At 32.5% G+C, this 14,488-nt stretch carries 15 protein-coding genes; 13 read left to right on the top strand and 2 right to left on the bottom strand.

The annotated features are described in order from the left end of the window. Window positions 1-214: 214 nt before the first annotated feature. Window positions 215-1,087: an RluA family pseudouridine synthase gene (locus IM744_RS18925; RefSeq protein WP_194509770.1), complete on the bottom strand. Its 873-nt coding sequence runs from the start codon at window positions 1,085-1,087 to the stop codon at window positions 215-217. A 164-nt stretch (window positions 1,088-1,251) separates the two neighbouring features. On the opposite strand from IM744_RS18925, the gene IM744_RS18920 reads away from it, so the two are divergent. Continuing rightward, the gene (locus IM744_RS18920; protein WP_194509743.1) at window positions 1,252-2,319 is read left to right on the top strand and encodes a Rossmann-like fold-containing protein; all 1,068 of its coding nucleotides are present in this window, start codon (window positions 1,252-1,254) and stop codon (window positions 2,317-2,319) included. A gap of 160 nt (window positions 2,320-2,479) precedes the next feature. Here IM744_RS18920 and IM744_RS18915 read toward each other — a convergent pair whose 3' ends face one another. Further along, the gene (locus tag IM744_RS18915; RefSeq protein ID WP_194509742.1) at window positions 2,480-3,154 is read right to left on the bottom strand and encodes a YceI family protein; all 675 of its coding nucleotides are present in this window, start codon (window positions 3,152-3,154) and stop codon (window positions 2,480-2,482) included. Window positions 3,155-3,474: 320 nt separating this feature from the next. Between IM744_RS18915 and IM744_RS18910 the strand changes: the two genes are divergently transcribed. The 12 genes from IM744_RS18910 to IM744_RS18855 all read left to right on the top strand — a co-directional run bounded on the left by IM744_RS18910 (window position 3,475) and on the right by IM744_RS18855 (window position 14,461). Next, the gene (locus tag IM744_RS18910; protein WP_194509741.1) at window positions 3,475-4,020 is read left to right on the top strand and encodes a nucleotide exchange factor GrpE; all 546 of its coding nucleotides are present in this window, start codon (window positions 3,475-3,477) and stop codon (window positions 4,018-4,020) included. 53 nt (window positions 4,021-4,073) lie between these two features. Further along, complete coding sequence (dnaJ, locus tag IM744_RS18905) at window positions 4,074-5,210, top strand: molecular chaperone DnaJ (RefSeq protein WP_194509740.1); 1,137 nt, start codon at window positions 4,074-4,076, stop codon at window positions 5,208-5,210. A 279-nt stretch (window positions 5,211-5,489) separates the two neighbouring features. Further along, complete coding sequence (locus tag IM744_RS18900; RefSeq protein WP_194509739.1) at window positions 5,490-6,416, top strand: ABC transporter ATP-binding protein; 927 nt, start codon at window positions 5,490-5,492, stop codon at window positions 6,414-6,416. Window position 6,417: 1 nt separating this feature from the next. Then, on the top strand, window positions 6,418-7,731 hold the full coding sequence (locus IM744_RS18895) for an ABC transporter permease (protein WP_194509738.1): 1,314 nt from the start codon (window positions 6,418-6,420) through the stop codon (window positions 7,729-7,731). 2 nt (window positions 7,732-7,733) lie between these two features. After that, window positions 7,734-8,615: a mechanosensitive ion channel family protein gene (locus tag IM744_RS18890; protein WP_194509769.1), complete on the top strand. Its 882-nt coding sequence runs from the start codon at window positions 7,734-7,736 to the stop codon at window positions 8,613-8,615. Window positions 8,616-8,691: 76 nt separating this feature from the next. Next, the gene (locus IM744_RS18885; protein WP_241738373.1) at window positions 8,692-9,528 is read left to right on the top strand and encodes a DUF6268 family outer membrane beta-barrel protein; all 837 of its coding nucleotides are present in this window, start codon (window positions 8,692-8,694) and stop codon (window positions 9,526-9,528) included. Window positions 9,529-9,530: 2 nt separating this feature from the next. Then, window positions 9,531-10,694, top strand: coding sequence for a sigma-54-dependent transcriptional regulator (locus IM744_RS18880; RefSeq protein WP_194509736.1), 1,164 nt, complete (start codon window positions 9,531-9,533; stop codon window positions 10,692-10,694). Between the two features lie 7 nt (window positions 10,695-10,701). After that, window positions 10,702-11,001, top strand: a complete 300-nt coding sequence (locus IM744_RS18875) for a hypothetical protein (protein ID WP_194509735.1) — start codon at window positions 10,702-10,704, stop codon at window positions 10,999-11,001. Between the two features lie 31 nt (window positions 11,002-11,032). Continuing rightward, a complete protein-coding gene (locus IM744_RS18870) occupies window positions 11,033-11,914 on the top strand; it encodes a polyphosphate kinase 2 family protein (protein WP_194509734.1) in 882 nt (293 codons plus the stop codon). A 77-nt stretch (window positions 11,915-11,991) separates the two neighbouring features. Continuing rightward, the gene (locus tag IM744_RS18865; RefSeq protein ID WP_194509733.1) at window positions 11,992-13,395 is read left to right on the top strand and encodes a M20/M25/M40 family metallo-hydrolase; all 1,404 of its coding nucleotides are present in this window, start codon (window positions 11,992-11,994) and stop codon (window positions 13,393-13,395) included. 17 nt (window positions 13,396-13,412) lie between these two features. Continuing rightward, on the top strand, window positions 13,413-13,889 hold the full coding sequence (locus IM744_RS18860) for a type II secretion system protein GspG (RefSeq protein ID WP_194509732.1): 477 nt from the start codon (window positions 13,413-13,415) through the stop codon (window positions 13,887-13,889). Further along, window positions 13,886-14,461: a hypothetical protein gene (locus tag IM744_RS18855; protein ID WP_194509731.1), complete on the top strand. Its 576-nt coding sequence runs from the start codon at window positions 13,886-13,888 to the stop codon at window positions 14,459-14,461. The genes IM744_RS18860 and IM744_RS18855 overlap by 4 nt, the downstream gene beginning before the upstream one ends. Window positions 14,462-14,488 lie beyond the last annotated feature (27 nt).

Here is a 14,488-nt window from a genome sequence, read left to right as displayed (position 1 = left end):
TTTTTAATAATTAATCTCAAGATTTCTGCTTGCCACTAACGTGTTAGAATATCAAATGTTTCAATTGTCGATATTCACAGTTAGACGAAGTTAGTTGATTTTTTTTATAAAGTCAATACGTAGTTCTACGTATATTTTAAATAAAAATATCAAATGATAGTTTGAGATTTTATAAATTTACTTCAGTATGGATGAGTTCTATTTCAGTTAAAACTTATAACTGTTCTATTGATTCAAATATCTTTCTAAACCGTTTAGGAAGTTCATCTTTTAAACAGAGTTCTTCATTTGTAAAAGGATGTACAAACCTCAAAGAATAAGCATGTAAATACAAACCTTTGCCATTTAGAATTAGAGGTTCAATTCCGTAGACCTTATCTCCTAAAATTGGATGTCCAAGTTGCGAGAGATGTTTACGTAATTGATGTCTTCTACCTGTTTGAGGTTCTAATTGTACCAAGTTGAGTGTGCCAAATCTTGATGAAGTGACGGTTTCGCAAACGGTATAACGAGATTGTGATGGCTTGTCATCAATGTCATGAGTAATGTCTCCACGACGTTCCATCTCACCAATCGTAATGGCGAAATACGTTTTCTTAATGGCTTTATTTTTAAATAATTTATTTAATGCGCGAATGCTACTACTTGTTTTACCTATCAATAAAATACCTGTAGTTTCAAAATCTAATCGATGTACAGGCTGTGGTTTAGTTGTATCAGAACGATTACTTTTTTTGATATTGCTAACCAGTGCGTTAGCAATGGTTTTAAAACTATTGCCACTCACCAAAATGCCAGCAGGTTTATGGATGACAGCTAAATAATCATCTTCAAATAATACATCCAGTTGAAGGATTAATTTTTTCTTCGAAATAGTTTCTTCGGAAATAGATAAACTAATACACTCTCCACCCTTGATATAAGTCGCAGTAGTTGCAACAACATCATTAACCATTATGAGCTTTTTCTTAAGAGCTTTTTTTAATGCAGACTTTGTTAAAGCAGCATTAAAAATCCCTACACCATATTCTTGTAATCGAATAGGAGCGATTAGAGAGGGGACAATATGAGTTTCGGTTGTTTGGATATTGTGTTTTATTGCGATATATAGTCAAACGAAGTTCGACTATTTCTTTTAGAAAGTCAAGTTCTATCATGTCTTAGTCCCTAAATAATTATTTTGAATATTAAATCATAAATACAGTAATAGACATTAAGGTTTACCTACCTTATCAAAAAAGTAAACCAAACATGATTACTGCTCAAGAAGTAAATAAACCAAAACCAATTGTGGTTGGTAAACAACTTAAATCGTTTCAACGAAACTCAGATGTTAAGGCTACTATAGAGGCTTTGAAAAAAGGTGAGTATATATTAATAAGTGAATTTTATAGCGACGGACTAACACTTCTTGAAGAGGTGCAAAAAGACATCAACTTAAGGTTGCGTAATTCATCATTTAAAGAACAACATTCTTATCGTGCAGAATATCAAAAATTGTCTAATCTAGTACTTCTAGAAATTGTTGATCAAGAACTAAATGTCAAGAAATCTCCAAGTATTGGTTGGTTAGAAAAATTATATCCAGAACAGGATAGTTTCTTATTGACCTTTCCTCAAGTACAAGGCATGAATAGTGCTTGGCAATGGCATGATAAAGGAGTGTCTCTACCTGTGCTTAGAAATAAACTGAAACCATACTATGGTACATACTTTCCAACACGTTTTGAACATTTGATACTTTTTGAGAATTTCTTGAATCATTATAAAGGAGAAAAAAAGACAGCTATAGATGTTGGAGTGGGTTGTGGTGTATTATCGTTACAAATGATAAATCATAAGTTTCAAAAAGTATTTGCTACAGATATTAACCCTAATGCGATTTTTGGATTGCAAGAATATATGGGAACCACAAAACTATCAAGAAAGATAGAATTGGACTGTGCCAACCTCTTTGGTAAATGGGAAAAACAAACAGAGTTAATTGTTTTTAATCCGCCTTGGTTGCCAGAAACTCGAGAACTAGAAAATATGGATCAAGCCATTTATTATAATGACACATTATTTGAAGATTTTTTTACTGAGGCAAAACAAAGATTATTACCAGATGGACAAATAGTACTCATCTTTTCAAACTTAGCTCAAATTACTAAGATGGCGAAAGTGCATCCTATAGAATTAGAATTAGCTAAAGGCAATAGATTTCAATTAGAGAGTTGTTTTAAAAAACAAGTAAAATCTGCTTCTAGTAAAACAAAACGAGATCAACATTGGCGAGATTTAGAAGAAGTAGAACTTTGGGTGTTAAAGCATATTTAAATGCCAATTGCAGTCAAGAGATTGTCTGTAGCAATTGTGAATTATAAGGAAATATATTTTCAAGTTTTAAAATTTCCGAAGACAACAAAAAAAGCATCCACGTTTGTGAATGCTTTTTAATATTGTATAAGGTTTGATTTGCAGTTAGTAGGCTGTTAATCTATGCTTTTTTAGCTTTTACTACAATTTTTAATTCCATATCATCATTGATGAACTTGTCACCAAGATTGTCAAATACAGATTTTGATCCGTAGTTAATTCCCCATTTTGTTCTATCAATAGTAAATGCTTCACTTTCAATAGTCATCATGTCACCTTCATTAGAAATAGTAACTGGAAAAGATATATTGTGTTTTTGACCTTTAATTGATAAGTTACCAGAAAGTCTTGTTTTTCCTGCTGCTAAAGCTTCAGTACCTGTAATTTCAAATGCAGCACTTGGGAATTTTGTGACATCAAAAAAGTCACCTTCTTTACCTTCAACAGTTCCTTTTAAATGCGACTCTAAATTTTCTTTACCATCACCAGCTTCAAGGTCTACCACAGTAATTGACGTCATGTCAATTAAAAACGTACCACTTTGTAGTTTACCATCATCTGTTTTAAAGATTCCGCTTTCAATATTAATAGTTCCGTTATGTGTTCCTGTTGGTTTGTAACCTTTCCATGTTATGGTAGATTCTCCAATGTTTGCAACGTATTTTTGAGAGGTACTCTCACTTACAGCAGCAGCTTCTGCATCACTTGTATTAGCTTCTGCAGCTTTATCTTTACAGCTCGTAAAAGCAATGGCAAGAGCTATAATCATTGAAAATTTTAAAAATTTCGTTTTCATAATTCTGTTTTTGTTTTAGTGTTTAATTCTAACAAAAATACGCATTGCTTGGAGTCTCTGCAATTCCGAAGAAAATATTTTATGACATTTTGACATTTTAATAATAATGGCAGTACTTTTGCCATCTTAAAATCGAAGATTCGAACTCTTTTAAACTTTTTGGATTGTGGCAAAATTAGCAATTTTCTGACGATTTGGAATCATTTTAAGTTTCATAGTATAGCTACGGAAGTAAAAAAAAGATGAAAAACGGACAGAAAAGAATAATTTTTAGTCAATTAAAAAAGGTTAAGGAGCTCTTTATAAAAATAATCAAGAAAATGAATAATACAGATAAAGATCAAAACACAGAAGGTTCACAGGTTCAAGACGATATAAATGAGACTATAGAAGAATCTCAAGCGCAAGAATTAACAGTAGAAGAGCAGCTTGGAGAAGATTTAGTAAAAGAGAAAGATAAATTTATGCGTCTTTTTGCTGAATTTGAAAATTACAAAAAACGTACTACTAAAGAACGAATAGATTTATTTAAAACTGCGAGTGAAGAGGTTATATTATCTATGCTACCCGTTTTAGATGATTTTGAGCGTGCTTTATTGCACATTGAAGATGATAAAGAAGCAGAAGAATTAAGAAAAGGAGTTTTATTAATTTACAATAAATTATTAACGACTTTAGAGAAAAAAGGTTTAGCTAAAATTGATGTTCGTCAAGGCGATGCATTTAATGCAGACAACCACGAAGCAATAACTCAAATTCCTGCACCAACAGATGATCTAAAAGGAAAAATTATTGATGTTGTTGAAAAAGGATATAAACTTGGAGACAAAGTAGTTCGTTTTCCTAAAGTTGTAATAGGTCAATAATTAATAAAATAAACTAAAAATCTTTTCTTCGGAAATGGATAAGGTATAGGAGTATGGCAAAAAGAGATTATTACGAAATATTAAGTATTACTAAAAATGCAACTGCAGTAGAAATTAAAAAAGCCTACCGTAAGATGGCAATCAAATTTCATCCAGATAAAAATCCAGATGATGCAGAAGCTGAAGCAAAATTTAAAGAAGCTGCTGAGGCTTACGAAGTTTTAAGTGATGCCGACAAAAAAGCACGTTACGACCAGTTTGGTCACCAAGCCTTTGATGGTGCTGGTGGATTTGGTGGTGGTGGAGGTGGTATGAATATGGATGACATATTCAGCCAGTTCGGTGATATTTTTGGTGGTGGAGGCTTTGGAGGTGGAGGAGGTTTCTCTGGCTTTGGAGGCGGTTTTGGTGGAGGTCAAAGACGTGTTAAAGGTAGTAACTTGAGAATTAGAGTATCTTTAACCTTAGAGGAAATTGCAAATGGTGTTGAGAAGAAAATTAAAGTAAAACGTAAAGTTCAAGCACCAGGAACAACTTATAAAACATGTGCAACATGTAATGGTCAAGGTCAAGTCACGAGAGTTACTAATACTATTTTGGGTCGTATGCAAACAGCATCTGCTTGTCCAACATGTGGTGGAGCAGGACAGAGCATTGATAAAAAACCAGCTGATGCTGATGCACAAGGATTAAAAGTGCAAGAAGAAACAGTATCTGTAAAAATACCTGCAGGTGTTGTAGATTCTATGCAACTTAAAGTTACTGGTAAAGGTAATGAGGCTCCAGGAAATGGAATCTCTGGAGATTTATTAGTCGTTATAGAAGAGAAAGAGCATGAGACATTAAAGCGCGAAGGTGATAACTTACATTATGATTTATATGTGAGCTTGCCAGATGCTGTTCTTGGTTCATCTACAGAAATAGATACCGTTACAGGAAAAGTTAGAATTAAGATAGATGCAGGTGTGCAATCTGGTAAAATATTGCGTTTACGTGGTAAAGGAATCCCAAGTATTAATGGCTACGGAAGCGGAGATTTGTTAGTTCATGTTAATGTATGGACTCCTAAAACACTAAATAAAGATCAAAAAGACTTTTTTGAAAGCATGAGAAACGATGAGCATTTTGATCCTAAACCAGAAAGCTCAGATAAATCATTTTTTGAAAAAGTAAAGGATATGTTCTCCTAAAAAGTTAAATTTTAATAAAAAACACTATATTTGATTTATCACTAATTTCAAATTAGTGGTAATTTTTCTTTTTCATAGCAATTTTTTCCCATCCTTGATTTGTTTTAAGGGTGGGTTTTGTTTTTTAATATAAAAGCCAGATTATGTGTGAATTGGCACTGCTGTTTCTTTATATTATAAATTAGTCTTAGAGTTAAAAAATTAAGCGAATAAGCATGCAATACTTCGTTAACATTTTTATCTTTACTGTTATTAAAACCAATCAATTTATCAATTAATATGAATGACTTATTAGTCGCTGATTCGGTATCTAAAAACTTCGGAGATTTTAGAGCCCTTAACGATGTCTCTATTTCAGTTCCAAAAGGAAGTATTTTTGGATTATTAGGTCCAAATGGCGCGGGAAAAACAACGCTTATCAGGATCATTAACCAAATCACAATGCCAGATACAGGTCGCGTTTTACTAGACGGAGAACCATTACAGCCTGAGCATGTTAGAAATATTGGCTATTTGCCAGAAGAACGCGGACTATACAAATCAATGAAAGTTGGTGAGCAAGCATTATACCTTGCACAACTTAAAGGTTTATCAAAAACTGAAGCAAAGCAACGCTTAAAATACTGGTTTGATAAATTAGAAATAGGAGATTGGTGGAACAAAAAAATACAAGAACTTAGTAAAGGTCAAGCTCAAAAAATACAATTTATAGTCACAGTTTTACATCAACCTAAGTTGTTGATTTTTGATGAACCATTTTCTGGGTTTGATCCCATTAATGCAAATTTGATTAAGGATGAGATTCTCCAGCTTAGAGATGAAGGTGCTACTGTGATTTTTTCAACTCACCGTATGGAGTCTGTAGAAGAATTGTGTGACCACATTGCTTTAATTCATAAGTCTAACAAAGTCTTAGATGGTAAATTAACAGATATTAAGCGTCAGTTTAAAACCAATACGTTTGAAGTAGGCTTGCAAACAGATAGAGTGGATGAAGTAACAAAAATTATAAAAGAAAAGTTTGAAGTGTTTCCATCTACATTTAGAAATCTTAATGATGATGTGAAACTCAATATTAAACTCAACGCAACAGACACTTCTAACGATTTATTGTCTTTTCTAACATCTAAAGCCCAAGTACATCATTTTGTAGAAGTGGTGCCAAGTGCAAATGACATTTTTATTCAAACTGTAAAGAACAACTAAAATGAACCATTTACCACTCATAATAAAAAGAGAGTATATCACGAAGGTCAAGAACAAATCGTTCATTGTTATGACGTTTGTGAGTCCGTTAATTATGGTCGCTTTATTTGCAGTTGTTGCTTATTTGTCGCAATTAAATAATGATAAAGAACGTACCATCGCAGTATTAGATGAAACAGGCGTTTTAAGCGAAGAGTTTGTAAATACAGAGCATACAACGTATACTATTTTAACAGATACCAATCTGGAAACAGCAAAAGAGCTCACAAAGGCTAAAGAAGATTTTGGGTTGCTCTACATCTCAAAAAGTAATGATACTGTAAATGTTATTTCTAGTGTGCAATTTTTCTCAGATGAATCACCTTCACTAGGTATTATGACTAGTTTAGAGAAAAAAATAGAAAAGAAATTAGAAGATGCTAAGTTAATTAAAAACGGAGTAGATATTGAACAAATAGAAGCTTCAAAAACAGATATTACTATTGCTCAAGAAACATTCACAGGAGAAAAAACGTCTAAAATTGATAGCTATTTAAAATTAGCTTTTGGAGGTGCAGCAGGTTATTTATTGTTCATGTTTATTATTATCTACGGAAACATGATCATGCGAAGTGTCATCGAAGAAAAGACCAGTAGAATTATTGAAGTCATCATATCCTCTGTAAAACCTATTCAGTTAATGATGGGGAAAATTATAGGAACCTCTTTAGCAGGAATCACACAATTTGCAATTTGGGTGATTTTAGGAAGTATCTTGACACTAGTAGCATCTGCAGTTTTAGGTATTAACTTGTCAGAGTTACAAACACCACAGCAAGAGATGATGAATGAAGCGATGAAAAACCCTGAAATTGCCAATGAGATTCAATTAGGATTGCAATCCTTTTTTAACTTACCAATTGCGAATTTAGTTATTGCATTTATGTTCTTTTTTATTGGTGGCTTTTTACTCTATAGCTCATTGTATGCAGCAGTTGGAGCAGCAGTTGATAATGAAACAGATACTCAACAATTTATGATGCCAATTTTAATGCCATTAATTTTAGCTGTTTATGTTGGTATTTTTACGGTAATTGAAGATCCTCATGGTACAGTCTCTACCGTATTTTCGTTTATACCATTTACATCTCCAGTGGTGATGCTAATGCGTATTCCGTTTGGTGTACCAATATGGCAACAAGTTTTATCGTTTGCGATATTGCTATGTACATTTGTATTCACAGTATGGTTCGCAGCTAAAATTTACAGGGTAGGTATTTTAATGTATGGTAAAAAACCGAGTTATAAGGAATTATACAAATGGATTAAATATTAATGATGATTCAAGATCTATCCAAAATAGAAGAAACAATTATAGAGAGTTCTGCTTGGGGAAACATTAAAGAATTCATGGGTCAACATGTTGATTTTGGAAATGATATTAGCATCTCCATTTTTGATGTACTCATTGTTATTACAGTAATTTTTATAACCACTTTAATTCTTAGACTCGTTTTGAGAATTATTACAAGAAATTTACCGCCAGACGATAAAGGTAAATTTAATGTCGTTTTTGGGTATTTTAGATGGCTAATATATCTAGTGATTTTGTTAGTTACTCTAAATACAGTAGGTATTAATATAACCGCTGTTTTTGCTGCTTCTGCTGCCTTATTAATTGGTATTGGTTTAGCCTTACAGACGTTATTTCAAGATATTATTTCTGGTGTCTTTATTTTGGTAGATCAAACTGTTCATGTTGGAGATATTATTGAGATTGATGGTAAAGTGGGTCGTGTAGAAGAAATTAAATTAAGAACTACAAGAGCAGTAACCATAGATAATAAAGTATTGGTAATCCCTAATCATTTGTATTTAGAGAATAGTCTATATAATTGGACACAAAACGGAACCACTACAAGAGAAAACGTTGAAGTTGGAGTTGCTTATGGTAGCGATGTGCAATTAGTTAAAAAGTTGTTATTACAAGCAGCAAGAACACATCCAGATGTGATAAGCTCTCCAGAGCCAACAGTAGTTTTTACAAATTTTGGAGATAGTTCTTTAGATTTTAAATTAGTATTTACACTAGCCGATAGTTTTAAAGCACAATTTCCTAAGAGTGATATACGTTTTGAGATTGATAAGTTATTTAGAGAAAATAATGTTTCAATTCCTTTTCCTCAAAGAGATATTCATATCATTCAAAAGCCTAAATAAAAGTTTAAAACGAGTAATAAAAAGAAATATGATTATTAAATCTGGTAAATGTTTTTGTATTGTTTTGTTGTGTTTTATGTCACAATTCACAAATGCACAACTTACAGATTTAGCTCGATTAGAATATTCATTTATACCAAAGAGTAACTCAGAAGATCAATATACCAGATTAAGAGCATTAGTAAATTTCCCAATCGAAACTACTAAGGATTGTTATCTCATAATTGGTGCAGAGTATAACCGCGTCATATTAAATTTAGAAGATGAATATGCTTTTGATACATCGCTTTTTGAGACCATAAATATCATAGATTTAAATGTAGGTTATACATTTAAAACCAGTGAAAAATGGCGACTAGGTTTTAAATTCAATCCTAGAATAGCTTCTACATTGACTTCCAAAATTACTTCAGATGATTTTTTTATAAATGGAGGTGCTTTTGCTATTAATGATAGAACAAAGGATTCCACAGCAAAACGTCCTTATCGGTTAATTTTAGGATTGACTTATAATGCAACTACAGGTATTCCTTTCCCTTTACCGTTTGTGAGTTATTACAGACGAGTTAATGAGAAATGGTCATTTAGTGCAGGTGTTCCAAAATCTAATTTAAAGTATTTTTTTACTGAAAGTAGCATGCTACAAACCTTTGTAAGTTTAGATGGATATTTTGCACATCTACAAAGACCTCAGGAGATTAACGGAAAAGAAGTAGATAATATTTCTTTATCTGTTGTAATTGGAGGACTTGGGTACGAATATTGTTTTACTAAACATTTAGTAGCATACATGTATACAGGTTATACATTTAGATTAAATAATGTGTTGCGTGATGAAAATAGAGATGAAGTTTTTAAATTAGACGATGTAAACGCGTTTTATTTAAGAACAGGTATAAAATTTAAAATATAAAAATGGCGAAGATATTAGTAATAGAAGACGAAGCATCAATAAGAAGAGTATTGGTTAAAATTCTTTCCGAAGAAAATGATACCTATCAAGTAGATGAAGCAGAAGATGGACTTGTAGGAATAGAAAAAATTAAAAAGGAAGATTTTGATTTAGTGCTTTGCGATATCAAAATGCCAAAAATGGATGGTGTTGAAGTTTTAGAAGCAGTTAAAAAAATCAAACCAGAAATACCTATGGTTATGATTTCAGGTCATGGTGATTTGGACACAGCAGTGAACACAATGCGTTTAGGTGCTTTTGATTACATTTCAAAGCCACCGGATTTAAATAGATTACTTAACACAGTTAGAATAGCATTAGATACTAAAGTTTTAGTCGTAGAGAATAAAATGCTCAAAAAGAAAGTGAGCAAAAAATATGAGATGATTGGTGAGAGTGATGCCATTTCTCATATTAAAGACATGATTGAAAAAGTAGCAGCCACAGATGCAAGAGTTTTAATTACTGGACCAAATGGTACAGGAAAAGAACTCGTGGCACATTGGTTACACCAAAAAAGTGATCGCTCTAAAGGACCGTTAATTGAAGTGAATTGTGCTGCAATACCATCTGAGTTAATTGAAAGTGAGTTATTCGGTCATGTTAAAGGTGCTTTTACAAGTGCTGTAAAAGACAGAGCAGGAAAGTTTGAAGCTGCAAATGGTGGTACAATTTTTCTAGATGAAATTGGAGACATGAGTTTATCTGCTCAAGCTAAAGTATTGAGAGCTTTGCAAGAAAGTAGAATTCAACGTGTTGGTAACGATAAAGATATTAAAGTAGATGTTCGCGTTGTAGCAGCTACCAATAAGAACTTAAAAACAGAAATTGCCGAAGGTCGTTTTAGAGAAGATTTATACCATAGACTAGCAGTTATTTTAATTAAAGTACCAGCTTTAAATGATAGACGTGATGATATTCCGTTGTTGATTAATCATTTTTCAACTAAAATTTCCGAAGAACAAGGAACAGCTAAAAAGGAATTTTCTTCTAAAGCTATAAAATTACTTCAGGAGTATGATTGGACTGGAAATATTCGTGAATTACGAAATGTTATTGAACGTTTAATTATTTTGGGAGAGAAAGAAGTTAGTGAGAATGATGTGAAATTGTTTGCATCTAAATAATGAGATTTTGAAATATGCGGTAGCATCCATAATTTTGGCTGTCTTGGCACTCGTTATCATTGTTGTATGTAATCAGTCACTGTCTGAGCTCTATATTGAACAATTATCAAAAGAATCTATAGATCCATCTCCAAAACTATTTACGGTTAATTCGATTTACAAATTAGCTTTTGCATCTATTGGTTTAATAAGTTTTTTATTAGGTTTAAAGGCTTATAAAATCATTAAAAGTTGGTCTGTAGTAGCATTATGTTTAGCAATTTTTGTCATGATATTGGCATTCACTCCTTTATATATGTATTTTTAATTCTGAAATCTGATAATTTAAGAACTGTCTTATGAAAAACAATATCAATACAAACAAATTTAAAATTACAACTCCAATTCAGTTGAAAAATATTTCAACAACCTTTGATCTAGATGCTGATAAGGATACTATCGAAAACGAACTAGAAGACGTTTGTGAGGATTTGGCTAAAATCCAAAACAGGATGTATGCTCATGGTAAATATGCAGTTCTTATCTGTATTCAAGGCATGGATACTGCTGGGAAAGATAGTATGATTCGAGAAGTGTTTAAAGATCTTAATGCAAGAGGTGTTGTGGTGCATAGCTTTAAAGTTCCTACGGAATTAGAGCGCAAACACGATTATCTATGGCGTCATTATATTGCACTTCCTGCTCGCGGAAAATTTGGTGTTTTTAATAGAACACATTATGAAAATGTATTGGTAACTCGTGTGCATCCAGAATATATCTTGGGAGAAAACTTACCAGATGTCAATTCTGTATCAGATGTTGATGAAGCCTTTTGGGATAAACGTTTTGAACAAATCAATAATTTTGAAAAACATATTGCAGACAATGGAACCATCATTTTTAAATTCTTCTTGCATCTCTCAAAAGAAGAACAAAAAAACAGATTGTTAAGACGTTTACACAAACCTGAAAAAAACTGGAAATTCTCACCTGGAGATATTGAAGAACGAAAACTTTGGGATGATTATCAAGCGTGCTATAATGATGCCATAAATAGAACGTCTAAAGACCATGCACCTTGGTATACAATTCCTGCAGATGATAAACCTACTGCACGATTTATCGTTGCTAAAATTTTGCATGATACACTAGTTCAGTATAAAGATATTGTTGAACCAGAATTAGATGCTAAAGTAAAAGCTAATCTAGACGAGTATATCAAAGAATTAGAAAACGAGTAATCCATTTTTTAAGTTTTCTTTTTAATTGTTACTTGTATAAAATGCTATCTTTAAGCTTCAATGAAAAAAAAGGTCTCATGAAGCACATACTTATTGTTGTATTTCTTTTTACAACGGTTCAATTTTCAGCACAAACAGATGCAGAAAATCTTAAAAAAATCTATTCTAATTCTTTAACAAACGGAATGAGTTACCAATGGTTAGATCATTTGTCTAATCAAATTGGCGGACGACTCTCTGGCTCATTAAATGCCGAAAAAGCGGTTCAATACACCAAAGAAGAATTAGAGAAATTAGGTCTTGATAAAGTCTGGTTGCAACCTGTTATGGTGCCTCGTTGGGTTAGAGGAGCTCCAGAGTTTGCATACTTTGAAACATCTCCAGGCGTTACTACAAATGTAAATATTTGTGCTTTAGGTGGTTCTGTGGCAACACCAACTGGAGGTATAAAAGCTAAAATTATTGAAGTAGGAAGTTATACAGAATTAAAAGCTTTGGGTGAAGACAAAATTAAAGGTAAAATTGTTTTTATCAATAGACCAATGCAAGCAGATTTAATAAATACTTTTGAAGCTTATGGTGGCTGTTCTGTTGAGCGTTATGCTGGAGCTGCAGAAGCTGCAAAATATGGAGCTGTAGGAACAATCGTTAGATCTTTAAATTTACGATTGGATGATTATCCACATACAGGAAGCATGGGTTATGGTGATTTACCAAACAGTAAACGCATTCCGTCGGCTGCAATTAGTACTAATGATGCTGAATTATTAAGCGGAATGATAGCACTAAATAAAAACCTTAATTTCTTTTTCAGTCAGAATTGTAAACAACTTGCAGATGTGCAATCTTACAACGTTATTGGTGAAATCACAGGTAGTGAATTTCCTAATGAAATTATTGTTGTAGGTGGTCATTTAGATTCTTGGGACTTAGGTGATGGTTCTCATGATGATGGAGCAGGAGTTGTACAATCTATGGATGTGTTACGTTTGTTAAAAGAAAGTGGGATTCGTCCTAAGCGAACCATTAGAGCTGTGTTGTTTATGAATGAAGAAAACGGATTGCGTGGTGGAAAAAAATATGCTGAGGTCGCAAAATCAAAAAATGAAAAGCATGTATTTGCTTTAGAGAGTGATTCTGGCGGATTTTCACCTAGAGGTTTTAGTTTTCAATGTAGTGAAGCGATGTTAGCCAAAATTCAAAGTTGGAGGTCTTTATTCAAACCTTACTTGATTCATTCTTTTGAAGCAGGTTACAGTGGAGCAGATATTGGACCTTTAAAAGATGATAATATTGTTTTAGCAGGTTTGCGTCCAGACTCTCAACGTTATTTTGACCATCATCATGCAGCAAATGATACTTTTGAACATGTAAATAAAAGAGAATTAGAATTAGGAGCTGCATCTATGACTGCTTTGGTTTATCTCATGGATACCTATGGAACAGAGACCATTTCTAATGAGGTTGAACTTAGAGATTAATATTAAATTTATAATATTTGTTTGCTGAATTATTAGCTGAATTACTAGAGTGGTATCTTGATATCAAGTTCTGGTTTAAAAAGCGGAAACGACGAAAATTCGAGAAGGCGCATAACCTTCCGAAGAAAACAATGTGGTATCCTTCACAAAAGTTGAGTGTTATTTATTTGGTAGTCATCTTATTTTCTGGTTCTGTTTTCATGATTTTTAAATTCCCTAATATTCAAAATAATAGAACCGAAAAGCGACTGTTTAAAATAACTGATTTACTAGAAAAAGAGAAGAAAGATATAGGAGCATATCCATTAGAATTAAAAACTATTATTAGAAATAATCCTCTATTAAAAGGCATTACAAAAGATAACTGGAATAATGAGTTTAGCTACATTTTATCAGATGATGGTTTGACATATAATTTGTTTTCCCTCGGAAAAGATAATACTCCAAATACAGACGACGACATTAGATTAAAGAACAAAACTCAATTTAAATGAAACAAATCTATTCAATAATCGCAATACTGATATCAAGTTCTACATTTTCTCAAGAGGCTAAAAATGAAGACATCCCGTATTATGAAATTCCAGAATATTCTAAAGAATTTACAGCAGGAACAATGGCTGCACGTATGGTTGATGCTCTAGGTTTTAGATTCTATTGGTCTAGTGAAGGTTTGACAGGCGAAGATTTAGTATACAAACCAAATGAAGATGTGCGTTCTACTGGTGAAACGATAGATCATATTTTGGATTTGTCTTATATAATAGTGAATTCAACTTTGAATAAATCAAATGGAAAGGTGGATAATTCTAAAATGACTTATCCAGATAAACGAAAACAAGCCTTAATCAATTTAAAAACTGCTGCAGATATTTTAAGAACCAGTGATGATATTTCTAAATATAAAATGATTTTTGGTGAAAATGAGATTCCGTTTTGGAATCAAGTTAATGGTCCAATTGCAGATGCTATTTGGCATTGTGGACAGCTGGCATCTTTCCGAAGAACTTCTGGAAATCCAATCAATTCAAAAGTAAATCATTTTAGAGGCACTGTTAAGCAATAAACTTCTATTAGAATTTTTGGTTGTAGT

The sequence above is a fragment of the Psychroserpens luteus genome (assembly GCF_015319355.1).
GTDB classification, from domain to species: Bacteria; Bacteroidota; Bacteroidia; order Flavobacteriales; family Flavobacteriaceae; genus Psychroserpens; species Psychroserpens luteus.
The sequence above is the reverse complement of the archived record's forward strand: the minus strand, read 5'-3'. Positions and strand labels throughout refer to the sequence as shown.

Bases quoted from the DNA above. Each gene is read 5' to 3' on its own strand.
- IM744_RS18865 (WP_194509733.1), top strand. From the start codon at position 11,992: ATGAAGCACATACTTATTGTTGTATTTCTTTTTACAACGGTTCAATTT.
- IM744_RS18890 (WP_194509769.1), top strand. From the start codon at position 7,734: ATGATTCAAGATCTATCCAAAATAGAAGAAACAATTATAGAGAGTTCT.
- IM744_RS18895 (WP_194509738.1), top strand. From the start codon at position 6,418: ATGAACCATTTACCACTCATAATAAAAAGAGAGTATATCACGAAGGTC.
- IM744_RS18870 (WP_194509734.1), top strand. From the start codon at position 11,033: ATGAAAAACAATATCAATACAAACAAATTTAAAATTACAACTCCAATT.
- IM744_RS18915 (WP_194509742.1), bottom strand. From the start codon at position 3,154: ATGAAAACGAAATTTTTAAAATTTTCAATGATTATAGCTCTTGCCATT.
- dnaJ (WP_194509740.1), top strand. From the start codon at position 4,074: ATGGCAAAAAGAGATTATTACGAAATATTAAGTATTACTAAAAATGCA.
- IM744_RS18900 (WP_194509739.1), top strand. From the start codon at position 5,490: ATGAATGACTTATTAGTCGCTGATTCGGTATCTAAAAACTTCGGAGAT.
- IM744_RS18910 (WP_194509741.1), top strand. From the start codon at position 3,475: ATGAATAATACAGATAAAGATCAAAACACAGAAGGTTCACAGGTTCAA.
- IM744_RS18920 (WP_194509743.1), top strand. From the start codon at position 1,252: ATGATTACTGCTCAAGAAGTAAATAAACCAAAACCAATTGTGGTTGGT.
- IM744_RS18880 (WP_194509736.1), top strand. From the start codon at position 9,531: ATGGCGAAGATATTAGTAATAGAAGACGAAGCATCAATAAGAAGAGTA.
- IM744_RS18885 (WP_241738373.1), top strand. From the start codon at position 8,692: ATGTCACAATTCACAAATGCACAACTTACAGATTTAGCTCGATTAGAA.
- IM744_RS18855 (WP_194509731.1), top strand. From the start codon at position 13,886: ATGAAACAAATCTATTCAATAATCGCAATACTGATATCAAGTTCTACA.